Consider the following 21850-nt stretch of genomic DNA (forward strand, 5'->3'; position numbering starts at 1 on the left):
ACTGCGACGGATTTAGGTAGATTGAGCCCTTTAAGACGAATGAGTCGAGTTTCTTTTTGAGAAGCTCCGGTAATGATCAAACCCGTCTGTGTAGTACCAAGTAATACACGAAAAGCTCCTTTCTACACGATTATGAACACTTCAAATAACCCCCTTGAGTTTCTACAAGCTGTTCTTGAGAGTTTTGTGGATGGCATTTTAGTATTAACAGAGCAAAAAGAGCAGAAGTATGCGAATCAGATGGCAGTTCAGCTTTGTCAACAGTTAACTGGAAAAAAACCGCACCATTCCCCAGGAAATCTGGCAAGTTTGTGAAGCCCTGATGGGTAGCCGCACGTTATACCCAGATCAATCGGTGGTGGTAGAGTCCGAAGTAGAGTGTGAGACTACTAAACTGCGAATCCGGGCGCAATGGCTAAGCTTCGAGGCTTTTCAGTGTCCCTGTCTGCTGGTGCGTCTGCAAGATCAAAATCAAGCGGTTCAGGGATTGGCGATCGCAGAAGCCCAATCCTGGGGACTGACGCAGCGGGAAACCCAGGTTTGGATCCGGCGGCGCGATGGGTGCAACCGGAAACAGATTGCCGAAGAACTCTATATCGCCCTGGATACGGTCAAAAAGCATCTCAAGAATATCCAGGCTAAGCGGCAGAATTACCTGCATGAGCATGAATGGCACTCCAATTCACAAAACCGGGAAGCACAGCAATTTTACTCTGCAGCGTTTTGAACGAAGGGTTTCAGTGATATGATGCCGCCTAGTTAGGCTCTTTGTTGTTCTCTGGATGCAAGGCATCAGCACACGGGATGGAACTGGCAACGACTCTCACGGGTCACACTGTACGGGCAGACATCCGGCAGATTGGAATTAACCCCAACCACTGGTATGCCGTAGGCTGGGTTAGGGATGTAAAGCCGAATCAGGTCATCTACGTTACCCTCTGGCAACAGGAGATCGCCCTTTATCGTGACACCAGTGGCCAACTTCATGCCCTCTGCGATCGCTGTCCCCATCGGGGTGTGGAACTGCATCGCGGCAAAGTGACTGGCAACCATCTGATGTGCCGCTATCATGGCTGGGAATTTAATGGCCAGGGTGAATGCGTTCGGATTCCCTACTGGCCCCCCCAGCAAAAGTTGCCCTGTGTTCAAGTTCGCACCTATCCTGTGCAGGAAAAATATGGGCTGATCTGGGTATTTCCGGGCGACCCATCATTGGCAGACGATCGCCAGCTTCCTGAGATTCCCGAATTTTCTGAACCGGGCTGGTTAATGGTGCCTGTCTCTGTCTGTTTCCAGGCCCATTTTACAATTTGCAATGAAAATACAATGGATGTCTTTCATGGCATTTTGCATCAGGGGTTACAGGGCTGGTTTAACCCGGTATTGATCAGCTTGCAAGAAACCGAAACCTCAGTCCGGGCGGAGTATCGAGTCTCCTATCAAGGTCGTCTGGCAAGCTGGTTGGGATTAAGCGATCGCTCTCACCAGCCCACGACCCGCTCCATCCGCATTGAATATCGCTATCCCCATTACCGCACTCACATGCCGGGAATTTCGGCACTTTATCTGATGCGGCTACCGATCGGCCTGACTGACAGTCGCTCCTATACCCTGTTTTTCTTCAAAGTCAGATTGCCTCCCTTCCTGCTGCGATGGCTCCAGCCAGGCTTGCAATGGCTCTTAAATCGATTTGTCCTGCTGCGGTTTATCAATCAAGACAAAGAAATGGTGGAGAGTGAACAACGCACTCACCTGACCCATCCAGGGCAACGCTATGTGGAAGTTAACCCAGCTATTATCGCTCTGCAGCGGTTAATGACGCGGCAATATAAACAGGTTGAGCAAGGCGGCAGTTCCCCAGCAACCAGGGAGCACAAAAGCCCCCCAAAGCCCGTTTCTGCTACTGAGAGAACCCCCTCTGATTAATCCTTCCCCTTTTAACCAATTACTTAAGAGCCAATTAATACAGGAAAACCACGGATGCACAATTAAAGCTGATAGATTGGTGAGATCCGATCGTCTGACTTCCTGCAGAATTTGGCCTTGCTGGCAGTCAATTCTGCCTAGTAAGGATTGACATGGCAATCTATACTGTTGAGCTAGAAGCGATAGGCTTTCTAGGAAGGTGAGAGGAGTTTAATTGTGCAAGTTGTTAAGGAATACGTTCAGCGCTGGTATCAAAGCGGGCTGGATCCCGATGAATACATCTGCCACCGCAAACATGGCAATGTGGTAGAAATTGAGGAAGCAGAAACGGGCAAACGTCGGGTGGTGCTAACGTTTTGCACCAACGATGTGCTGGGGTTGAGCCAGGAGGAGTCGGTGAAGCAGGCGGCGATCGACTCGATTCTGCAGTACGGTACCTCTAATAGTTCCACCTCAGTGCTCAGTGGCCGGATTGATTTGCATCGGCAACTGGAGGATGAAATCTCTCAATTCAAACATCTGCCCCACACGCAACTGTTCCTCAATGCCTGGATGGCGATGCAGGCGCTGATGGACGCCTTTTGTCATCTGGCCATTCCGGTACCGGGATTTCAGCATACTCGCGAAACCCTGATTATGACGGATGTGCTGAACCACGGCTGTATTGTGTCTGCCTTGACCAATGCCGGAACCCGCTCAGGCAAGATGTTTGGTCACAGTCCTCGCGTGCGGGTGAAAGCCTATCGGCACTGCAACATGGAAGATTTTGCCCGCAAGCTAAAGCGCTATGCCAAGCCGGACGATCGCATCATGGTGGTGTCTGATGCCGTATTTTCGATGGACGGCGACCTAGCTCCCCTGCCCGACATGATCGAAATTCTATCCAACTATCCAGACAGTGTGTTGCTAATGGATGAAGCCCATGCCACAGGCGCGATCGGGGCAACGGGGCGCGGTATTTATGAGTATTATGGTTTGACTCCCCAGGATGCGATCAATCGGGGAATTGCTCCCCTGATCATGACCACTTTCTCCAAATTTGGAGCCTCTGTGGGAGCGGCAATCAGCAGTCACGTCGCAGAACTGAAACCCCTGCTCAACGTTTCTCCCACCTCAATCGGCACCTGCTCGCTGGCTCCCCCCTTGACTGCCGCTGCTTTGCAAAGTATTCGCCTGGTGCAACAGAGGCCAGAAATCGTCACCCGTCTGCAAGAAAACACTCGTTACCTGCGATCGCGGTTGGCGGCCCATGACTTTACCGCGATTGGTGAAACCAATGTGGTGCCTGTCATCCTGCCTTCAGGACTGAATCCCAAAGCTTTTGCCAGGGAACTTTTGGATTACGGCATCTGGGTTTCTCCCATCTGGTTTATCGCCAAACCCCGCATCCGTATTACCGTCAATGCACTGCATACCTACGAAGAGATGGATCGGTTAGTGGCTACTATGGTGAAAGTGCGGGAATTGTCCTATAAACCGACGATCAGCGCATAAGAACAGGAACAGGAAATAGGAAGTGGGGAATAGGAAATGGAGCACAAATCATCTTTTTCATCCCACTTCCTATTCTCAGTTATTATCAAGACTTCTATGATTCAGCCATCCTCGATGCAGTGCTCAATAGTAGCCATAACGGCCTTAGGATTATTCGTCGTGTTTGAAGCCTCTGGCGGGCACTCTCTATTTGCTCAAATGACAAATTCACCCACTAGCATACATCCAACCTTACAATCTCCTTCTAAGTTTCAACAAAATCGCCTATTTCGCATCATACAGGATGGCAGGTTTGGGTTTATAGATCACACGGGGACGATCATCATTCTTCCTCAGTTTGAATTAGTTTGGAATTTTGTGGATGGACGTGCCCAGTTCAAAGAGAATGATAGGTATGGGTACATTGATGAAACTGGAAAAAAGGTAATTTCATCTCAATTCAGACTTGCCTTCGCGTTTTCTGATGGTTTGGCATTAGTTGTATTGGGAAATCAATATGGATATATCGATCGTACGGGTAAGTTAATTATTGCACCTCGGTTTGAAGATGCTCTTGCTTTCAAGGAGGGATTGGCTGCTGTTAAGATGAATAATAAATATGGGTACATCAACAAAAGTGGTCGATTCGCCATTCCTCCCCAATATGATTACGCCCTCTCCTTCTCAGAAGGGTTAGCACCAGTTCAGATCAACAAGCGATGGGGTTACATTGACAAAACTGGTCAATTCGTCATTCAACCCCAATTAACAGGCGATCGGCTGGCAGGTAATTGGGACTTCCGAAAAGGATTGGCCGGATTTCAGGTCAATCAACAGTGGGGATACATTGACAAGACAGGTAAAGTTGCGATCGCCCCCGAATTTGAGGAAATTCGAGAATTTTCTGAAGGACTGGCAGCCGTTAAAAAAGCGGAAAATGGGGCTACATTGACAAAACAGGTAAGCTGATCATTCCTGCCAGATTTGCAACCAGCGATCGCTTTTCTGAAGGACTGGCCGTAGTCAAGCTCGACGACAAATTTGGTTTTATTAATCAAACTGGTCAATTCATGATTGCGGCCCAACTCGATTACGCCCTCAACTTCACCAACGGGTTAGCTCTGGTTTACACCGGAGGCAACGCTGGGTACATCGGTAAAAGCGGGCGATATATCTGGCAACCCACCCGATAACCTGATAACACTACAAACTGAAGAAAAAGAGTAGCTTTAACTCCCAATCCTGTTCGTATCGTACAAGTTGAATTTGGCGAATGAATTCCCGAAAGTAGAAGCGACGTTCTGGCTCCGAAAGGTCGAACCAAAATTGGGGAATAGAAACGGTTTGGGCAGTCGCCTTTAAATCTACGGGTGGCAACTGAGCCAATTTGTCTTCCAGGTCTGCCATTTCTGTGCGCAGTTTGTAAGCTCGCAAATCAGCCGTGTCCTGATCCAGCACCTCGCTAGCCACCAGATCTGGAAGTTGATCCAGGGCTGCCTGTTTCGTTGCGATCGCTCCCACCATGCCCTGTTTTATCTGCGTCATATCGGGTAACTCCACCCCAGAGACCGCACGGGGCAGGTCTTCACAAATGCGTTCGATCGTAGCTTGCAGCACCTCATCGTAGGGAATGGCATTGCACTTTGGTTGCCTGGCACAATTTCTCGGACGCAGATACAGATATTCCTGTTGCCGATTGTGAGTCGTCACTCGAGTCACTGTCATTGAAGACTGACACTCCCCACAGACCACCAATCCTGCCAGAGAGCGAGGGGCGCTGGCCGCACGCGGGGCAATCCGACGGTTACGTTTCAGCAGGCGATCGACCTGAGCGGCTTCATCCCGTGAAATGATCGCTGGATGGGTATTCCGAATAATCTTGCCGTCCTGGTATTCCAGATCCCCGCGATAGACCGGATTTGTCAACCAGCGCAGTCCTGTAGAAGCAGACACCTTCTTGTTGTACCGCTTTGCCAGATAACGAACCGCTCCTCGAATCGAGCCATATAACAAAAACTGTTCAAAAAAATCTTTAACCACTGGAGCCGTACTGCGATCGACCACATATCCGGTCTTATTGCGACGGTATCCATAGGGTGCTTTCCCTGGTGGTGGCAACGCTTTCACCCGATTACGAGCATGACCCTGGCGAATCCGGCGACTGCGCTGACTTTGCTGCATCTCCTGCAATCGCTGTAACATTTCAGCCCGTGAGTCCTCTGCTACTAATGCTGATGGATCAAAGCCCGAACGTTCCAACTCCTCCAGCGTCATCAGAGGAATTCCCCGCGACTCCAGTTCCCTCAGGCGATCGCTCACCTCCTGCACCGAATCCCCCAGGTCTTCCAATTGTCGTACCAGCACAAAATCCGGTGCTGCTGCATCGCAGTCCTGCAACAATTGCTGCCACTGAGGTCGCTTTTCCAGAGGACGATTCTCCGGCAATCGCTTTTCCATTGCAGTCGCTTGTTTAGCAGACTTCCGCTTAGCCGGAGTCGGAGAGGCAGCCATCGCCAGATCCTGATACACCTGAGCCACCTTCACAGGCCAGTTCACTGGGGCAGCAACTGCTTCTAGCAATGGATCCTGATAGAGATAAGCTACAACCCTCATGCGGACTGACCATCTGGTGCAGTACACCAGATTGAAACTGGTTCAATCCGTGCCTTTTGGACTAATCCCTCGGCCTGTCCCTCAGCACAGCCGTAATGGTCTACCAATAAGGCAACCGCTGCCTTGACAGCTTCGGCCTCTGAAGTACCGAAAGCGATCGCTTCTTCATCAACATGACCTGTCACAGAATCTATAGGAACAACACAACTAAACATAAACACTATCGTAAAGAGGGGAAAGGTTGAGAGTTTGACGTGAAGAATTAAAAGTTGCAAGTGAAAAGTGATGATTAACAATTCACCATTTCAGATCAATCTTTTATACAGACTTGACGAAGGATCAGGGAATGTTAGAAATCAATTCTACTGCCAATTCTTCACTCCTCATTCTCAACTCTTCATTCTTAGCTCTTCACTTTCAATCCCCCTTCTCTTATCTTGCAGCAAGCGTTGAATGGTGAGGGCTGCCCCCGATCGCTTTGTCTGTTGGTTTAATTGATCCAGAATATCGGCCCAACGCATACCATCCAGACTTGGCAGTACTAGTTGCGCCTCTTGCATCCGTTCCGCTGGCCCCAGACCAATAGATTTCATGCCAGCCCGGATTGCCCCTTCAATCCCAGATGTTGCATCCTCGATCACCAAACACTGTTCTGGGGCAATCCCCAACTGGTGAGCCGCGTGTAGAAAGACATCAGGGGCGGGTTTAGACTGCGTGACACTGTTACCGTCGGCGATCGCATCCATCAGATGAGCAATTCCCAGGCGTTCCAGAACTTCGGGAGCATTTTTGCTGGAAGAGCCCAGGGCAATTTTAATTCCCGCTGCCTTTAAATCTGCCAATAGCTCTGCAACGCCCGGCAGTAAGTGGGCGGGGGTGATAGTGCGAATCAGCTCCAGGTAATAGCCATTTTTCCGATCCATCATCGCCCGAAACTTGGCCTCCGTCACAGTTCGCCCATTCAGCAAGCATAACAGGGACTCTCGACGAGAGATGCCCCGTAAAGAGTCATTCAAGGTGCGATCGAAGGGCAACCCTTCCTCATCTGCCAACCGCTGCCATGCCTGATAGTGAAATTCGGAAGTATCCGTAATTACGCCATCCAGATCAAAAATAACGGCCTGAACCGTGGGAGCTTTCCGGCGTTTGTCTGTCTTCTCTGCTGGTTGCAAATCAAAGTCGTAGGTTCGGCCCTGCCATTGCAACTGAAACTTCAGCCGTGTCCAACCTATGGGCAGATGAGGAGAGGAGATCGGGCCATTGGCTGTCAGGCGAATTCCCGCAAAGCCAAATACCACTGCCTGCCAGACTCCTCCTGCTGAAGCCGCATGGATGCCTTCCGCCGCATTACTGCGCACATCTGCCAGATCCACCAGTGCTGATCGCATAAAGTGCTCGTAAGCTTCATCCACCTTGCCTAGCTGACAGGCCAAAATCGCATGAATCGCAGGGCCGAGGAAAGAGCCATAGGCGTGATCCGTGCGCGGGTTGTAATAATCCCAGTTAAGTTGCAAGGCTTCCAGGTGAGATACCCCTGGAGCCGCAGGTGAATCCAGATTGAAAAACTCGATCGTCCTATCCAGGATAGGAGTATCCACAAACGCTCCCTGCCGCAGCAAATAGAACAGCATTAACGCATCTGCTTGCTTCAAAACCTGCCGCTGGTTTGCTCCTTCAATTCCTAGCAGCACCTGCATTGATCGCAGTCGGGGTTCATATTCCTCCAGATTGATATCCGGCAGGGCAAAAAATCCTTCAAACTACTCGATCAGTCCGCTTTTCGGATCTTGAGGCACCCAGAGTTTACCGATTACCTCCATCCAGTGTGTAAATCGGGAGTCAGTCAGTACCAACCGTTCTTGCAGATCCGCAGCTTTTTCTGTATCTACAGCCCCCAGCCAATCCCACACCCTGAGCGCCGTTTGTAGATGCCACTGCATCATCCGATTAGTAAACGCATTATTGTCTACCCGCTCGTGGTATTCATCTGATCCGATCACATGCCGGATTTCATAGCGATCGGCCAAGGGATTCCACTCCACTCGGCTCCCACAGAAGACCGCCGTATCCAGAATCATTTCCGCCCCGTAACAACGCATCCACTCATCATCCCCGGTTGCCTGCCAGTACTGATAAGCGACATAAGCCACATCAACACTGATATGTAACTCAATCTCGCCGCACCAGATCCGCACCAGTTCCTTCGGATCGTGAGCGTGGGGAACCCAACTGGGAGTTACCTCATCCCCCGTATCGGCACTTTCCCAGACGTACATTGCCCCTTCATACCCCTGGGTCTGGGCCTTCCGACGGGCACCCGCCAGGGTATGATAACGATACATCAACAAATTTCGGGCCAGAGCAGGCTGGGTATAAATCAGGAAAGGCAAGATAAAGATTTCCGTATCCCAGAAGATATGTCCGCGATAGGCAAAGCCAGACAGCGCCTTGGCTGGAATACTAACCCGATCGTCCTACCGGGGAGCCGCCGACAGCAACTGGAACAGGTTATACCAGAGTGCCAGTTGCGCTGTACAATCTCCCTCTACCACAATGTCACTGCTTTGCCAGAGCATAGCCCATTGAGCTTCATGGGCAGCCAGTAAAATCATATAATCAGGTAGAGACGCTAAATGTTGCTGTGCCCGTTGCAGGGGATTTCTGATTTCACGGGAGGTAAATACCGTTACCAGCTTTTCGATCGTCACCGTTTGTCCAAAGGTCATCTCAAAGTTGGCAATTAGAGCCGTATAGCCGTGGAATCCCATTGCCATTGTGCACGGGAGTTGCTGCTGCGATCGCCACTTTTGCCGCCATTCCCAAATCTAACTTCGATGTGCGACTCCGAATTGCCAACCAGATATCCTGGTCTGCCCCTGCTTCAACCTGCTCCCAGTGCATCAACCTCTGATTATCCGGGTAACCATTCAAACCAGCATGAACCTCTACCGGGCCAGTAAAATTTTCCGACTCAATCTGGCACCGCAGCGCCACTGTATGCTGATCTGCCAGGCTGACAAACCGCTCAAACCGGAGGGTTAATATCTGACCACCGGGACTCCGCCAACGCACGGAACAACTTAACAAACCCCGGTGTAGATTCAGCCATCGCTGGTAATGCAGCACATCCCCCTTATCCAGACGAAAGCGTTCCCACTTCAGCATCCCTGTAGACTCATAGCGACCAAACCGAAGCGTCAGCGATAACCAGTCTGGACAATTGGCTAACTCCGTCATCACAACAGGAGCGCTATCGTATACCCCATTAATCAATGTTGCTGGGCAACTTCCTGGATACCCTTCTTCAAACGTGCCACGAGTTCCCAAATATCCGTTACTAAGCGTAAAAACAGTCTCTTTATGGTGAAGTTGGGTTGGATTAAATTCACCTTCTGTTGTTTCTACAACAATCCAATCAGCCATGTTCATGCAGCCGTCCAGGGTTAGGAAAAAAACACATTACCTATCATTCCTTACCTGGGATAGATGCATCATTAGGGAAAATCGGTTTTTTGGAAATCTACTCTCTTGTATACGCAAGTTAATAATCATTTATATTTTTCGCAGACCTGCTGCAAATTCAAAATACTTTATATTATTTATATTAAAAATTGCGAAAAAATTAATGATTGCAAAAAATTCGTTGTTCATCCTGGATTCTAAGAGGGTGTTTAAAAAGTATCCGACGGTTAAAGCCGCAACTACACTCACCCAGTCTGCCGACGCAGACTCAATACAATCAAGGTTTTCAGTAACCTGCGTCGGCAGGTTTTCTGCGTATACCCACAACTTCAGCCGCCAAGGTAATAATACATCTTGAATTTTGCCTCTCTTTTCTTTTTCCCTTCTCTCCTCCGTCGTTCTCTATCTCTTCGTCTTCTCCCTTCTCTCCCTTCAAGCATTTTCCAACATGATTCGATACACTAGTCGGTATTGCTTAAGGCCCTAATGTCATACAAAGGACTTTCTGATGCTCAAAAACATTCTGGCTATTGGTTCCCTGGTTTTTGCGTTGGCAGTTGGCAACCTGCCAGCCCAGGCCCAAAATTCCGCACCTGCTCCATCAACTCCGGGAACTTCCCAAAAACCAGCCGCTCCAGGAGCTTCTCAACCATCTGTCAGCGACGAGGAACTACAAAAATTTGTCGGCATTGCCAGGAAATTGGATTCTATCTCGAAAGAGCGGAATACGCTGGTGGTTCAGGCTATTGAAAAGGAAGGCATGAAAGTTGACCGATTCAGGGAAATTTACGTTTCTAAGCAAGACCCGCAAGCAAAGCCTACTCAAATTTCTAACGACGAACAGCAGAAATACGATCGCGCCCTGGCCCAATTAGTGCAAATTCAGAAAGACACCCAGGCTAAAATGGGCAACGCGGTTCAATCCGAAGGATTAGAGGTACCTCGCTTCATCCAAATTCTGGAAGCCGTCCAGAAAACCCCTACTCTCCAGAAAAAAATTGAGCAAATGATGAAGCCAGCGGGCACGCAGAAATAAGGACAGGACAGCCTTAACCCGGTTCTTATGCCTTCTGTCTTGCTTAAAAAGAGTTGCTATAGTGGCAGAGCAGGTATCAAACGATGCTGGGATGAGGTGTTTTTCATCATCCTTGTTTGCTGATTTTTTTACATCATGACGGCCTTAAGCTCCTACGTCTCTAACATTTTTCCTCGTTGGCAAACCCACTTTCTGAGTTCCTTTGGCGATCGCTCCCGCTCCCTTGGACGGGGACTATTACTGGCTGGTTTGAGTAGTTTGGGGGCGATCGCGATTGCACCCACCAGTTATGCGGCCGAGCGCATTTATGTGGCCTATAACATTCTGGAGCGATCAATTTCAGTCAAGGCGTTGGAAGATTACGCCCAACGAGGAGTGATGGATGAGGATCTGGCCGTTTATGCTCAGTATGCTGATCCAAAAGTCCTGGAGAACTTGCGCACAGCACTGCAGGCCAAAGCAGACGTTAATCCTGTTACCGTTGCCCAGTTTCTCTATTCTCCGCAGGGAGAAGTGGCTTTAAAGCGGTTAGGCCAGGTGATTCGGCCGGAATCCCGCATCTCTGGGTATCAGGCGATTCGTGCCGCTTTAATTCTGGCAGCCAGGGATCCAGAAGGATTAACCTTACTGAATTTTTTGCGCCGATTTCCAGCCAGAGGAATTCGGATCGATGTAGAACGCAGCCTAAAAGTAGTGAGGGAGGCGGAACAGCTAATTAATAAAACGAAACAGGCCACACAAGTAATTATTCAGGTGGCATCAGAAGAACAGGTGACTACCCCTCCCCCAAGTTCCAACCTGATGGATCTAAGGAGAAGTGGCCCCTTCAGGTTTCAGAAACAGACGATTACCCTGAACGACCCCGATCGCGGCATTGCCACTCCCTCAACGCCAGCCCTACCCGCCTCTGCCAGAGATCTACTAAAAGGCCGGATTTACAAAGTTGATATCTATACTCCCCTCCTGGAAAAGGCTGCTGCGCCTCGTTCTCTTCCCGTCGTCGTTATCTCTCACGGGTTGGGGTCAGACCGCGATTCTTTTGCTTACCTGGCAAGCCATCTGGCTTCTCATGGCTTTGTGGTGTTGGTTCCGGAACATCCCGGCAGCGACAGTAAGTACATGGAAGCCCTGTTACAGGGAAATGCTAGTGAAGTATCAGAACCGGGTGAGTTTGCCAATCGCCCTCTGGATATTACCTACTTGTTGAATTATCTGGAAGAGCAATCTCGCACCAACCCGACCTATCAAAGTTTCAATCTCCAGCAAGTGGGGGTGATTGGCCAATCCTTTGGCGGCTACACAGCTCTGGCTTTGGCGGGTGCAGCGATTAATTTTCCAGAGTTACAGGCCAGTTGTACGAATTTGGAAAATACGTTCAATATTTCCCTGTTGCTACAATGTCGGGCATTGCAGTTACAGCATTCCGGCCAAACCCGGTCAGATTTTCGCGATCCTCGCATTCAAGCGGCGATCGCCCTTAATCCCATTACCAGTGCTGTCCTGGGAAAAACCAGCCTGAGTGCGATTCAAATCCCTACCATGATTGTGGCTGGCAGTTCTGATACTGTTACCCCCGCCCTGTTTGAACAAGTCCAACCCTTTACCTGGCTCACCACCCTGGATAAGTATCTGGTGCAAATCGATCCGGGAACCCACTTCTCAGTGATTGGCGATGTACCCGCCCCGAACAACAGCAGTAACAACAGCAAACCTGCCAGTAGCCCGAACTCCAGCACCACCAGTCTCAACATTCCTCCAGAAGTCATTGGGCCTGACCCCGCTGCTGCCCAGCGCTATACCAAAGCCCTTACCCTGGCCTTCTTCAAAACCTATATTGCTCAACACCCCTCATTCCGTGCCTATCTCTCTGCCAGCTATGCCCAATCCATTTCTCAGGCAGACCTGCGAGTCGATCTGGTACGAACCCTGCCTGCTGACCAACTGAGTCAGGGATCCATTCGGACAGTAGCCGCAGGCGGAGAGGTAAAGAGGTGATGGGGTAATGGAGGTCTGGGGAGGATGGACAGTCACCCTGACGACTGAAGTCGTGGGTATACGCAGAAAACCTGCCGACGCAGGTTACTGAAAATCTTGATTGTATTGAGTCTGCGTCAGCAGACTGGGGGAGTGTAGTCGCGGTTTTAACCGCCGGATACTTACCCATTCTTATCTGCCCTATCCTCCTCATCTCCCTCATTGTCTCTCTCCTCTCCCTTCACTTCTTCATCCGTTTCACCCATTTCACTCTCTCCTTTCCCCTGTTCACTGTCTACTGTTACTGCGATCGCGGGAACGGTCGCCTTCTCCACTTCTGGCAACTTTTCAGGGGTTAACCGGGTTTGAGTGGCACCCGACAGAAGTTTCAACAATTCCGGTCGGGGATCATGCAGCAGGTAGATTAAGCGATCGCCCACCTGCCAGGTTTCTTCGGCTGAGACGATTTGTAAGCGATCGCCCCGCTCTACCAACAGGGGGACTAACGAACCCTCCTCAATCAGTTTTTGCAGGTAAGTTTGTTGCATTTCCAGTCGTTCTTCTGTGAAATCGAGTTCGCCTAACTTCACAGAACCATCGGTAATGTACTGGCTCCAGGTTTTGATCGGAATTTGGGCCACAAACGCTTGCTTAATTTTAGGATTGGGACTGGTATTATTCACTTCAGGGTCGCGTGGGAAAATCGCCAGCACTTGGGGAGGGCCAAATTCCTCCTCGGCTCGTTGCGCCACCACTAAATTCACTTCCCCATTACTGGTCATCGCCAGAAACGTACCCTTGGCGGCCAGTCCAGCTCGCTCCAACACATCCGTATCTAAGGCACTACTGATAAAAATTGGGATCTTCTCCGCTGCCGCCTGCTCTTTTGCTTCGAGAGCCGTGTCCAGTAACACCACCGCTTCCCCTTTTTCAAGCAATAGCCGAGCAATCAGCAAACTAAGGGGATTACAGCCAACAATTACGGCACCCTTGGCCGCTTGAGACGTGATGTTTAACAAATTGGCGACCCCCTGAGCCGTCAGTGCCTGCACAAAAACCGTCAGGATAATCGTCAGAAAGACCAGCGCCTTAATCGAGTCACCGCCATTGACGCCGCGCTGAGTTAGGGAAATTGCAAACAAAGAAGCCACAGATGCTGACACAATTCCGCGCGGAGCCACCCAGGACAGAAATAGTTTCTGCCGCAAACTCAGGCCACTATTCCAGGTACAAATCCAAATGTTGATTGGACGCACCACAAACATCAGAGTCAAAACGGTCAGTACCCCGCCCCATCCCAACGCCATCACCCCTGGAATCGATAGATCGGCTGCCAGTAAAATAAACAAGACAGAAACCGCCAAGGTCGAGAGTTGGCCTTTAAAGCGTTTGAGCAATCGTTCTTCGGGCAGTGAGGAAGCTCTCAGGACAATGCCAGCAGCGACGGCAGCCATCAAACCCGACTCACTCTGCAAGGACTGCGCTAACCCAAACCAGCCCCATTGCCCAGCCAGCACTACCAGACTTTTGAGGTCATCAGAGATAAATTGGGCACGCTTCAAAATTTGACCAATCAGCCATCCCCCCACAATCCCAATAACACTCCCAATTCCCAAACGACTGACTAACCCGCCGGCAATCTCGATCGGCTCGGCATCCCCGTTAATCAAAATATTCAGAACGACGACAGCCAGAATGGCCCCAACGGGATCGATCAGCACCCCTTCCCCTTCCAGCAAAGTCGTCACCCGGCGATCGACCTTTACCTGTTTCAACAAAGGATTAATCACCGTTGGCCCCGTCACAACCACCAGGGAAGCATACAGAAAAGAAATTGACCAGGGAAACTCACTCAGCCAGTGAGCTGCCATTCCCCCACCCAGGAGCGTGATCAGTGTACCCACCGTCACTAAATTTCGCAGGCTCCCAGACACCTGCCCCAGATCCCGCAACTGGAGATTAAATCCGCCTTCAAACAGGATGATGGCGACTAGCAGCGGTACCAACACATCCAAGCCGACTCCCAACCGATCTGGGTGCAAGATACTCAGACCACTGGGGCCAAGCACAATCCCAAACAGCAGCAGCAGCGCGATCGCGGGTATATTGACATACTCGGCCAGTACCTGCGCCCCCACCCCAGCCACAACCGTCAGGATAATTTGCAGTGTCAGGCCAAGGGACGCATCCATGAGAGCGCTACTTCAATAACAAGTAGTAAAGCTGTCCAGGCGCATTGATTAAACCTGCTCGATCGCCCGCCAGAGTTCCCGTTCCCATAAAAACATCGACTCGTCCTGCGCCTTTAATCGCACCACCTGTATCCTGATCTAGCACGTAACGGGTAGCCAGTTGTGGCTCTAACTTTCCGGAAGCCGTCTGTACTGGAATTTGAGTTTGAATGACAGCCAGTGCCCCCGGTGGAAATAGGGATTTATCGGTTGCGATCGATCGTTCAGGCAAGACAGGCACTCCCAAACTGCCCGTGGCGGGACTCCCTCCGGTGGGCTTAAAAAAGACAAATCGCTGGTTTTTCGGTAAGTACACATCCAACTCATCAGGATGATCTTTGAAATATTGCACCACCGCAGGCAGGGTTAACTCTTCTGGTTTAATTTTGCCTGCTTTCACTAATTCCCGTCCAATCCCGACGTAGGGGTAATCCGTATTGCCCGCATAGCCAATCGTCTTCATGCTGCCATCGGTCAAATGCAGGCGGGCCGATCCCTGCACCTGAATCAAAAATGCTTCCAGGCGATCGCGCAACCACACCAATTCCAATCCCTTCAGTGGCCCTTTCGAGAACTGCAGGCCATCTGATCCTTCCAGTTGCTGTCGGGTGGGATGAGGTTTGCGCCATGCGGCAAAATCAGGTGGCATCCGAAAAATGGGATAGGAAAATTCCTTGGTGCGTACCCGACTGGCTTCGTGAATTGGCTCAAAATAGCCTGTAAAGTCGACCGTTCCCTGACCATCCTTCCCCGTGGATTGGTAGAACACAAATTCCCGTTCGATCGCCGCCTGTAACGCCTCTGCGGATTTACTTTGGACGACTAACTGGCGGAACCGTTCCAGACTGCGCCGCACACGATCGCGGGTAATGCCAGGAATGGCATAGCGACGATAATCCTCTGCTGCTCTTGCCGTTCTCAGGTAGCGCAAACTATGGTCGATCGCCGCCAATAGCACTTTGCGATCGCCCCGTTGACCAGAAGTACCCAGGATCTGGGTGTCGGAGGGCAGGGAGATGGGCGATCGCGCAGGCACCAGGGGCGGAACAGGAGCAGGTGCAGGCTTGGCAGGAGCCACCTGGGATACTCGTTCAGTCGTCCTCTCCAGCGCCCCCTTACTATTGCCCGTTGGTACATTGATCAGACCCGCTGCCAGCAGGGCAAGCGAGGAGGCGATCGTCACAATTCGACCCATCTCAACCGTTAAAACCGTTCAACACTGGAGCTAAAGACGGGTTCTACCCGAATGCCAATCACCTTTGAGGGGCGTAGCACCATATATTCTCCCTGGACGTTCTTAATTGGCACCGTAATGAAGTCGTGAGAGGTTGATTTAGGCATCAACTCACCGCTGTACCACTTCTGAAACTCTTGAATGGTGGGGAAGCGAACTTCTTCCCGATGCCCCCCTTCAATCAGCAGGTGAACTGCATACTCGGTCGGAGTGCGGGCATACTTGCTGCGCCGCTGTTCTCCAGTTGCTCTATCAGCCGCTTGAGTCATAGAACCTGTCTTCTTGCGTGTACGTTGTCATTATCTAGCACGAATGCCAGATAAAATCACTTTGCCCAGGGCCGGGGCAAAAGTATCAGTTAAACTATCTCAACTAAACAAATTAAACCGCTTCAGCTGAGTTTGTAGCAAAGGGAGTAAAGTCTTACGAAGTTGAGCTTTGTCCTTAAATAACACCCGATTTTGACCAGGCAGATCAAACGGAAACTGTCCGGGTAAGTCATCCCGCTCCATTTGAGTCAGCAAAATTTGCTCTTTGCGTTTGCACTGCAAGGCATACCCAACTTCCACACAGACAGTGGGACTGGGCAACACCTGAGTCGGTGAGCCAGAAATCTGGGCGATCGCCGTCGTATCCGCAATGAACAGTAAACTCTGCCGAATCGATCGCATCAGTGCACTATCCAGGCGGGTTGGGCCATCCGTCAAACGATGGGATTGTTTCAGAAAAATGGGAATGCGCGATTTAGCATTGATTTTTTCTAATGCTGCGGTCAACTCATCTTGCAAAATCTCACCAGATTCCGGAAATTCAGTTTGATAGCAGAAGAAAATCACTGGCTCTAAACCAGCCATAATTTCCTGTTTGGTGAAATAGATTTCGTGACTGCGAAGGTCAATATTAGCAATCACATAGCCACCACTTCCCTCAATATAAAATTCAACACTTTCCCCTTCTAAATAGCGCTGAAACCAAGCCGATTTAAGCACGTCTTCACTATCATCTAAAAAATCTGCGCGCAACCCGGATTTCAGCAAACTATTTCGGCTCAGACGCAAATCATGGGGACGTTTTTCTAATTCCTTAATTGGCTCGTACTCCTCCAGATACCAGGCTCTAAGCGCAATGATAGCCATTCTGCACTCTAGTTTTTAGGTTTAAAACTACAACAGCACCCAACGATTCTACTCTCTGAGTGACCCCCTCTCTTGCTTTTATTCTATCTGGAGGCGAACTGATCAGCTACCCGGATTAACTCCAGTACTTCAGTTGCAACACTCCCTACTTCATAGCTGAGGAAGTATCAAATTTTGCTTTGGGTGCTGCTGTAGTTTAGACGAGACAGATTTAGATGAAACAGCGCTTTTACCTCTTAACTAACTTTGAACATTGGCTGTTAATCTGCCAGGGAAGCTTGGTAGCTTCAATTAACACCATACCTATCACTGGAGTGGGAATCAAGCCTGTGTAATTAAAGTTCAATTTTGTTCGCTAAAATACAATATTTTCTTAACAAATCAAGATTAGAAGTTGGGAAGTGGGGATTTAGGGATTGGGTAATAGTCCCAAATCTAAGTTTTGCGATCCCATTCATCTGCTATCTAGTGGTCGTTTTTCTGGAAACTATAGTTAGCATTTGATACTAATTTCCTGGATAGTTAACATTTGATACTAATTTACTAATTTCCTGGTTTGAAAGGTTTGCGGATTTCAAAGGAAATGGGGCGTTCAGAATGAACTTTGGGAGTTACTGACAGAGTTACTTTGGGAGTCTGACCAGCAGGAATTTCGGGTGGGGAATCGGGTTCCTGGTAGTCCAGGTGGCAGGGGAGATCGGAGAGTTTGTCGTAGTTGGAGGCGATCGCCAGCAATGCCCCACCTAAGATGAAAATTGGCGTGGGCAGGGTAATCTCGCGTAGCCACTGAAACAATTCCGCCACCCCAAACAGCAAAATAAAACTGGTTAACCAAACTCGCATCACTAACCGAGAACCTTTACTCTATGGCAACTACCTGGCAGGATAGCTGATCTTTTCCGACTTGGGACAAAAACCTTTCGCTTCCAGCTTCCGACCTCGCTAAACTATGGGGAAAGTTTCATCAAACGTTGACCCAATGGATTCGGCAGAACAGCTTTCCTTTCTGAATCAGGATCAGGAACACTCAACCGCCACCCTACAGCGGCTTCAGGAATTGCGGCAATTGGTGCAAAAAGCCAGCCATGCCTACTATGTCCTGGACAAGCCAATTATGGAGGATGCTGTCTACGACCAGCTTTATCACGAACTGGTAGACCTGGAAGCCCGCTACCCGGAACTAATTACCCCTGACAGTCCTACTCAACGAGTCGGCGAACGTCCCGCCAGCCAATTTACCTCTGTTCGGCACAACATTCCCCTTTACAGCCTGGAGAACGCCTTTAGCAACGAAGACCTGATCAGGTGGGAAGAACGCTGGAAACGACAGCTAAAGAGTTCTGAGTTCTCATTTTTGAGTTCTCAGTTAGAAGACCCGCCTCAAGCGGGGAGTTTGGAGCTTTCAGGTTTCAGGTCCCAGGTAGAAGCATCTTCAACCCAAAACGCAGAACACAGAACACAAAACTCTCCTTTTTCCTACGTCTGTGAACTCAAAATTGATGGTTCTGCCCTGGCTCTGACCTATGAAAATGGTTTTCTGGTTCGAGGGGCGACTCGTGGAGATGGGGTGGAAGGAGAAGACATTACCCAGAACGTGAAAACTATTCGCTCCATTCCTCTGCGACTGAATGTGGAAAATCCACCAGCGATCGTGGAAGTGCGCGGCGAAGCCTTTCTGCCCCTGTCATCCTTTGAGCAAATTAATCAGGAACGGGAGCAGTCTGGGGAACCCCTGTTTGCGAATCCCCGCAATGCCGCAGCAGGAACCCTCCGACAACTGGATTCCAGGATTGTCGCCAAGCGGAAGTTGGATTTTTTTGCCTATGCCCTACACTTGGAGGAGCAGGCAGGTGGAGAAGATAGGGAAGGTCGGGGAGATGGGGCGGAAATTCAAAATTCAAAATTCAAAATTCAAAATTCCTCTGCCCAAATCCCAAATCCCACCACCCAATGGGAAGTACTCCAAACCTTGAAACAATTGGGCTTCCGTGTCAATCCAGAAGGGGCGCTGTGCCAGAATTTGCAGGAGGTGATTGCCTACTGCGATCGCTGGTCTACTGAACGGACTCGACTGCACTACATGACAGATGGCGTAGTGGTGAAGCTGAATTCCTTAAAGCTACAGGAACTGTTGGGCTTTACCCAGAAATTTCCCCGCTGGGCGATCGCGCTCAAGTATCCGGCAGAGGAAGCCCCCACAGTGGTGGAGCGAATCAGTGTGAATGTAGGGCGTACAGGAGCAGTAACACCGCTGGCGGAAATGCGTCCGGTACGGCTGGCAGGCACAACAGTATCACGAGCAACTTTGCACAATCGCGATCGGATTGCCGAACTGGATATCCGAGTGGGGGATACGGTGATTATTCGCAAAGCGGGAGAAATCATTCCCGAGGTAGTACGTGTGCTGTACGAGTTGCGTCCGGATGGCACTGAGCCGTATCAGATGCCCACCCACTGTCCGGAGTGTCATCAACCCCTGGTCAAGCCAGAGGATGAAGCCGTGACTCGCTGTATTAATGCCTCTTGTCCTGCGATCGTGCGGGCAGAGTTGGTGCATTGGGCTGCCCGGGATGCCATGGACATTAATGGATTGGGTGAAAAATTAGTGCAGCAACTTGTCGATACCGGATTAGTGAAATCGATCGCAGATCTGTACGACATTACAGTGGAACAATTAATGACTCTAGAACGCATGGGCAAAAAGTCTGCTGAAAAGTTGGTGAAAGCGATCGCCGACTCCAAACAGCAACCCTGGTCACGAGTTCTGTATGGTTTGGGAATTCGGCATGTTGGCAGCGTCAATGCTCAAGTCCTTACCGAAGCCTTTCCCAGTGTGGATGCCCTGATGCAGGCAACGGTGGAAAATATTGCTGCTGTGTATGGTATCGGCCATACCATCGCCGAGTCTATCTACCAATGGTTTCAAAATCCTGCCAATTACGAATTAATCGATCGCTTGAAAGCCGCTGGCCTCACCTTCCACTCTACCCCCACAGCCCACAGCTCGCGCCCCACCCCCCTCACTGGCAAAATCTTCGTCTTGACAGGCACCCTTCCTACCCTCAAGCGCGACGATGCCAAAGCCTTAATCCAAAAAGCAGGGGGCAAAGTAACTGACTCTGTGAGCAAAAAAACCAATTACGTTGTAGCGGGAGCAGAAGCAGGTTCCAAATTGGAAAAGGCGCAGACGCTAGGAATTCCGATTTTGTCAGAAGCAGAATTACTGAACCTTTTAGCTTCTCCGTAAAAGCCCCGCACTCTGCCGAAGGCGAGTGACGGGATGAAAGCGGGGCGGTTGCGAGTCCCCCTCAAAGTTATGCCCAGCAATTGCGTGGCGGCGGAGAGGGGAGACGAGGAACCGCCAATTTGGTAAAATTGAATTTCGTGCCGCGACAATAGAGACGGCATTACTACGGCATTCCCTGCCAAGCGACAGTGCAGACACCCACAGCCGGAACACGATTACTGGAAAACGCAGAATTGGGAATTTCAAAGGCAAACCTCCTTCGGGAGAACAATATCAACAGTGGGGCTGGGCGTCTTCCTCACTATAAAAAGCTCGAACCCGGTAACCAGTGGTAGAACACTTCCGGTGGAGAAGCCCGCACCGTATGCGTAGCGTCGGTGTCGGGAGTACGTCACCTATTCTTGGAGGGTGTTTTATAAAAGTATCTGGCGGTTAAAACTGCGACTACACTCATCAAGTCTGCCGACGCAGACTCAATACAATCAAGGTGTTCAGTAACCTGCGTCGGCAGGTCTTCTTGGTATAGCCAAGACTTCAGTCACCAGGATAACTGGCTTTTAAAACATCCTCTTAGGCCATTTGAAGCGGAAGGTGGTGCCTTGTTCGACCTGGGATTTTACCCAGATGGAGCCACCTTCTTTTTCAATGATCTTTTTCACGATCGACAATCCCACTCCGGTACTCCGGTATTTTCTTGCTCATCGCGGGATTGCCAGGTCTGGAAGATGGTAAAGATTTTTTCGTGATAGCGGGGATCGATAGCCAGAGTCAGGCGATCGGCATAATTCTGTAATTCGGCCTTAGCCACTTCCGTCTGGGTGTGGGCTTCCCGTTCTCGCACCAGTAAGTCTTCTGTCTAACGATTGGATGCTTCTAGCTAGGCAGTACGCTCAGCCACCAGATGTTCTAGCTGCGTCTGATACTGTTTCAGTTCTGCTTCAATTCGCAACCGTTCGGCAATTTGGGCCTGCAGTTCTTCATTAGCCTGTTGTAACTGCGCCGGACTGGGCAACGACAACGCTTTAGGTAAGATCAGAATCAGTTGCACTGCCGTAAACATGGATATACCCGCCGCCACTGCCTTGAGCGTACTGGATGTCCAGTAGGTGGGATACCAGAGTGTCCACACTTCCATCAGGTGAGTGGTGCCACAGGCCACAATAAAGGATCCAAACATGAGAAAGATCCAGTTAAAGGGCAGATCGGGCCGCCGCCGGACAAAGTAGAACAGGGTCAGCGGGATGGAGTAATAAGCTAAAGCAATAAATAAATCAGAGAGCAAATGTAACCAAACCAGACCCGTTTTCCAGAGGTAGCAATGTCCGTGGGGAATAAATGGGCCTGAACCGAGCAGGTAATTCCAAACATCCAACATGTGTTTAGGTGGGGTGAATCAGCTAATGTAAAGAAAATAAACCTTGTCCAAGTCCAGAACCGTAGTTTCTCTGATCGGAAAACGACCGCTCTCTAGCTGGACTTGGTTTAGACATAAGGCATGATGCATTCAGAAAACCAAAA

The 21850-nt window shown here is 50.0% G+C and carries 22 protein-coding genes and 1 pseudogene; 9 read left to right on the top strand and 14 right to left on the bottom strand.

Annotated features, from left to right (window positions below; all coding sequences use genetic code 11):
• The first annotated feature begins 72 nt into the window (after positions 1-72).
• The 6 genes from ACUVQO_RS02650 to ACUVQO_RS02675 all read left to right on the top strand — a co-directional run bounded on the left by ACUVQO_RS02650 (position 73) and on the right by ACUVQO_RS02675 (position 4592).
• The gene (locus ACUVQO_RS02650; protein WP_445924347.1) at positions 73-315 is read left to right on the top strand and encodes a PAS domain-containing protein; all 243 of its coding nucleotides are present in this window, start codon (positions 73-75) and stop codon (positions 313-315) included.
• A 7-nt stretch (positions 316-322) separates the two neighbouring features.
• A complete protein-coding gene (locus tag ACUVQO_RS02655) occupies positions 323-727 on the top strand; it encodes a response regulator transcription factor (protein ID WP_445924348.1) in 405 nt (134 codons plus the stop codon).
• Between the two features lie 77 nt (positions 728-804).
• Positions 805-1926 (top strand): aromatic ring-hydroxylating dioxygenase subunit alpha, encoded by a 1122-nt coding sequence (locus tag ACUVQO_RS02660; RefSeq protein ID WP_445924349.1) that lies wholly within the window; start codon positions 805-807, stop codon positions 1924-1926.
• Between the two features lie 216 nt (positions 1927-2142).
• Positions 2143-3420, top strand: a complete 1278-nt coding sequence (locus ACUVQO_RS02665; protein WP_445924350.1) for an aminotransferase class I/II-fold pyridoxal phosphate-dependent enzyme — start codon at positions 2143-2145, stop codon at positions 3418-3420.
• A gap of 159 nt (positions 3421-3579) precedes the next feature.
• Positions 3580-4368, top strand: coding sequence for a WG repeat-containing protein (locus tag ACUVQO_RS02670; protein WP_445924351.1), 789 nt, complete (start codon positions 3580-3582; stop codon positions 4366-4368).
• A 101-nt stretch (positions 4369-4469) separates the two neighbouring features.
• Positions 4470-4592, top strand: a complete 123-nt coding sequence (locus tag ACUVQO_RS02675; RefSeq protein ID WP_445924352.1) for a hypothetical protein — start codon at positions 4470-4472, stop codon at positions 4590-4592.
• 10 nt (positions 4593-4602) lie between these two features.
• Here ACUVQO_RS02675 and ACUVQO_RS02680 read toward each other — a convergent pair whose 3' ends face one another.
• The 6 genes and pseudogenes from ACUVQO_RS02680 to ACUVQO_RS02705 all read right to left on the bottom strand — a co-directional run bounded on the left by ACUVQO_RS02680 (position 4603) and on the right by ACUVQO_RS02705 (position 9441).
• On the bottom strand, positions 4603-6012 hold the full coding sequence (locus ACUVQO_RS02680; RefSeq protein ID WP_445924353.1) for a recombinase family protein: 1410 nt from the start codon (positions 6010-6012) through the stop codon (positions 4603-4605).
• Entirely contained in the window at positions 6009-6197 is a 189-nt protein-coding gene (locus tag ACUVQO_RS02685) for a hypothetical protein (RefSeq protein ID WP_445924354.1), read from the bottom strand. The genes ACUVQO_RS02680 and ACUVQO_RS02685 overlap by 4 nt, the downstream gene beginning before the upstream one ends.
• A 204-nt stretch (positions 6198-6401) precedes the next feature.
• A complete protein-coding gene (gene pgmB, locus ACUVQO_RS02690) occupies positions 6402-7400 on the bottom strand; it encodes a beta-phosphoglucomutase (protein ID WP_445924404.1) in 999 nt (332 codons plus the stop codon).
• Positions 7374-8471 (bottom strand): annotated as a pseudogene (locus ACUVQO_RS02695) (beta-phosphoglucomutase); the annotation flags it as partial. The gene pgmB and the pseudogene ACUVQO_RS02695, both read right to left, overlap by 27 nt.
• A gap of 15 nt (positions 8472-8486) precedes the next feature.
• Entirely contained in the window at positions 8487-8786 is a 300-nt protein-coding gene (locus ACUVQO_RS02700; protein ID WP_445924355.1) for a hypothetical protein, read from the bottom strand.
• Positions 8740-9441 carry a hypothetical protein gene (locus tag ACUVQO_RS02705; RefSeq protein ID WP_445924356.1) on the bottom strand — a complete coding sequence of 234 codons (702 nt, stop codon included), beginning with the start codon at positions 9439-9441 and terminating at the stop codon, positions 8740-8742. Before ACUVQO_RS02705 ends, ACUVQO_RS02700 begins: the two co-directional genes overlap by 47 nt.
• Positions 9442-9982: 541 nt before the next feature.
• Here ACUVQO_RS02705 and ACUVQO_RS02710 point away from each other — a divergent pair.
• The gene (locus ACUVQO_RS02710; protein ID WP_445924357.1) at positions 9983-10510 is read left to right on the top strand and encodes a DUF4168 domain-containing protein; all 528 of its coding nucleotides are present in this window, start codon (positions 9983-9985) and stop codon (positions 10508-10510) included.
• 135 nt (positions 10511-10645) lie between these two features.
• Complete coding sequence (locus ACUVQO_RS02715; RefSeq protein WP_445924358.1) at positions 10646-12505, top strand: alpha/beta hydrolase; 1860 nt, start codon at positions 10646-10648, stop codon at positions 12503-12505.
• A gap of 161 nt (positions 12506-12666) precedes the next feature.
• On the opposite strand, the gene ACUVQO_RS02720 is transcribed toward ACUVQO_RS02715, so the two are convergent.
• From ACUVQO_RS02720 to ACUVQO_RS02740, 5 genes are all read right to left on the bottom strand, one after another.
• The gene (locus tag ACUVQO_RS02720; protein WP_445924359.1) at positions 12667-14676 is read right to left on the bottom strand and encodes a cation:proton antiporter; all 2010 of its coding nucleotides are present in this window, start codon (positions 14674-14676) and stop codon (positions 12667-12669) included.
• Between the two features lie 7 nt (positions 14677-14683).
• The gene (gene mltA, locus ACUVQO_RS02725; RefSeq protein WP_445924360.1) at positions 14684-15910 is read right to left on the bottom strand and encodes a murein transglycosylase A; all 1227 of its coding nucleotides are present in this window, start codon (positions 15908-15910) and stop codon (positions 14684-14686) included.
• An 8-nt stretch (positions 15911-15918) separates the two neighbouring features.
• Complete coding sequence (locus tag ACUVQO_RS02730) at positions 15919-16218, bottom strand: hypothetical protein (protein WP_445924361.1); 300 nt, start codon at positions 16216-16218, stop codon at positions 15919-15921.
• 99 nt (positions 16219-16317) lie between these two features.
• A complete protein-coding gene (locus tag ACUVQO_RS02735; RefSeq protein ID WP_445924362.1) occupies positions 16318-17085 on the bottom strand; it encodes a hypothetical protein in 768 nt (255 codons plus the stop codon).
• Between the two features lie 543 nt (positions 17086-17628).
• A complete protein-coding gene (locus ACUVQO_RS02740; RefSeq protein ID WP_445924363.1) occupies positions 17629-17928 on the bottom strand; it encodes a hypothetical protein in 300 nt (99 codons plus the stop codon).
• 136 nt (positions 17929-18064) lie between these two features.
• On the opposite strand from ACUVQO_RS02740, the gene ligA reads away from it, so the two are divergent.
• Positions 18065-20332 (top strand): NAD-dependent DNA ligase LigA, encoded by a 2268-nt coding sequence (gene ligA / locus ACUVQO_RS02745; RefSeq protein ID WP_445924364.1) that lies wholly within the window; start codon positions 18065-18067, stop codon positions 20330-20332.
• Between the two features lie 557 nt (positions 20333-20889).
• Here the strand turns inward: ligA and ACUVQO_RS02750 are convergent.
• From ACUVQO_RS02750 to ACUVQO_RS02760, 3 genes are read right to left on the bottom strand one after another with little or no spacing between them, the layout of a single operon-like run.
• The gene (locus ACUVQO_RS02750; protein ID WP_445924365.1) at positions 20890-21006 is read right to left on the bottom strand and encodes an ATP-binding protein; all 117 of its coding nucleotides are present in this window, start codon (positions 21004-21006) and stop codon (positions 20890-20892) included.
• Positions 20988-21173, bottom strand: a complete 186-nt coding sequence (locus ACUVQO_RS02755) for a hypothetical protein (protein WP_445924366.1) — start codon at positions 21171-21173, stop codon at positions 20988-20990. Before ACUVQO_RS02755 ends, ACUVQO_RS02750 begins: the two co-directional genes overlap by 19 nt.
• 36 nt (positions 21174-21209) lie before the next feature.
• Positions 21210-21707, bottom strand: coding sequence for a hypothetical protein (locus tag ACUVQO_RS02760; RefSeq protein ID WP_445924367.1), 498 nt, complete (start codon positions 21705-21707; stop codon positions 21210-21212).
• Between the last annotated feature and the right edge of the window lie 143 nt (positions 21708-21850).

Source organism: Leptodesmis sp. (assembly GCF_052746595.1).

What these genes read in the sequence shown, in the direction of transcription:
- ACUVQO_RS02655 (WP_445924348.1), top strand. Translation starts at nt 323, where the DNA reads ATGGGTAGCCGCACGTTATACCCAGATCAATCGGTGGTGGTAGAGTCC.
- ACUVQO_RS02720 (WP_445924359.1), bottom strand. Translation starts at nt 14,676, where the DNA reads ATGGATGCGTCCCTTGGCCTGACACTGCAAATTATCCTGACGGTTGTG.
- ACUVQO_RS02735 (WP_445924362.1), bottom strand. Translation starts at nt 17,085, where the DNA reads ATGGCTATCATTGCGCTTAGAGCCTGGTATCTGGAGGAGTACGAGCCA.
- ACUVQO_RS02760 (WP_445924367.1), bottom strand. Translation starts at nt 21,707, where the DNA reads ATGTTGGATGTTTGGAATTACCTGCTCGGTTCAGGCCCATTTATTCCC.
- ACUVQO_RS02710 (WP_445924357.1), top strand. Translation starts at nt 9,983, where the DNA reads ATGCTCAAAAACATTCTGGCTATTGGTTCCCTGGTTTTTGCGTTGGCA.
- ACUVQO_RS02660 (WP_445924349.1), top strand. Translation starts at nt 805, where the DNA reads ATGGAACTGGCAACGACTCTCACGGGTCACACTGTACGGGCAGACATC.
- ligA (WP_445924364.1), top strand. Translation starts at nt 18,065, where the DNA reads ATGGATTCGGCAGAACAGCTTTCCTTTCTGAATCAGGATCAGGAACAC.
- ACUVQO_RS02705 (WP_445924356.1), bottom strand. Translation starts at nt 9,441, where the DNA reads ATGAACATGGCTGATTGGATTGTTGTAGAAACAACAGAAGGTGAATTT.
- ACUVQO_RS02730 (WP_445924361.1), bottom strand. Translation starts at nt 16,218, where the DNA reads ATGACTCAAGCGGCTGATAGAGCAACTGGAGAACAGCGGCGCAGCAAG.
- ACUVQO_RS02700 (WP_445924355.1), bottom strand. Translation starts at nt 8,786, where the DNA reads ATGGCAATGGGATTCCACGGCTATACGGCTCTAATTGCCAACTTTGAG.
- ACUVQO_RS02650 (WP_445924347.1), top strand. Translation starts at nt 73, where the DNA reads ATGATCAAACCCGTCTGTGTAGTACCAAGTAATACACGAAAAGCTCCT.
- ACUVQO_RS02715 (WP_445924358.1), top strand. Translation starts at nt 10,646, where the DNA reads ATGACGGCCTTAAGCTCCTACGTCTCTAACATTTTTCCTCGTTGGCAA.
- pgmB (WP_445924404.1), bottom strand. Translation starts at nt 7,400, where the DNA reads ATGCGATCAGCACTGGTGGATCTGGCAGATGTGCGCAGTAATGCGGCG.
- ACUVQO_RS02675 (WP_445924352.1), top strand. Translation starts at nt 4,470, where the DNA reads ATGATTGCGGCCCAACTCGATTACGCCCTCAACTTCACCAACGGGTTA.
- ACUVQO_RS02680 (WP_445924353.1), bottom strand. Translation starts at nt 6,012, where the DNA reads ATGAGGGTTGTAGCTTATCTCTATCAGGATCCATTGCTAGAAGCAGTT.
- mltA (WP_445924360.1), bottom strand. Translation starts at nt 15,910, where the DNA reads ATGGGTCGAATTGTGACGATCGCCTCCTCGCTTGCCCTGCTGGCAGCG.
- ACUVQO_RS02740 (WP_445924363.1), bottom strand. Translation starts at nt 17,928, where the DNA reads ATGCGAGTTTGGTTAACCAGTTTTATTTTGCTGTTTGGGGTGGCGGAA.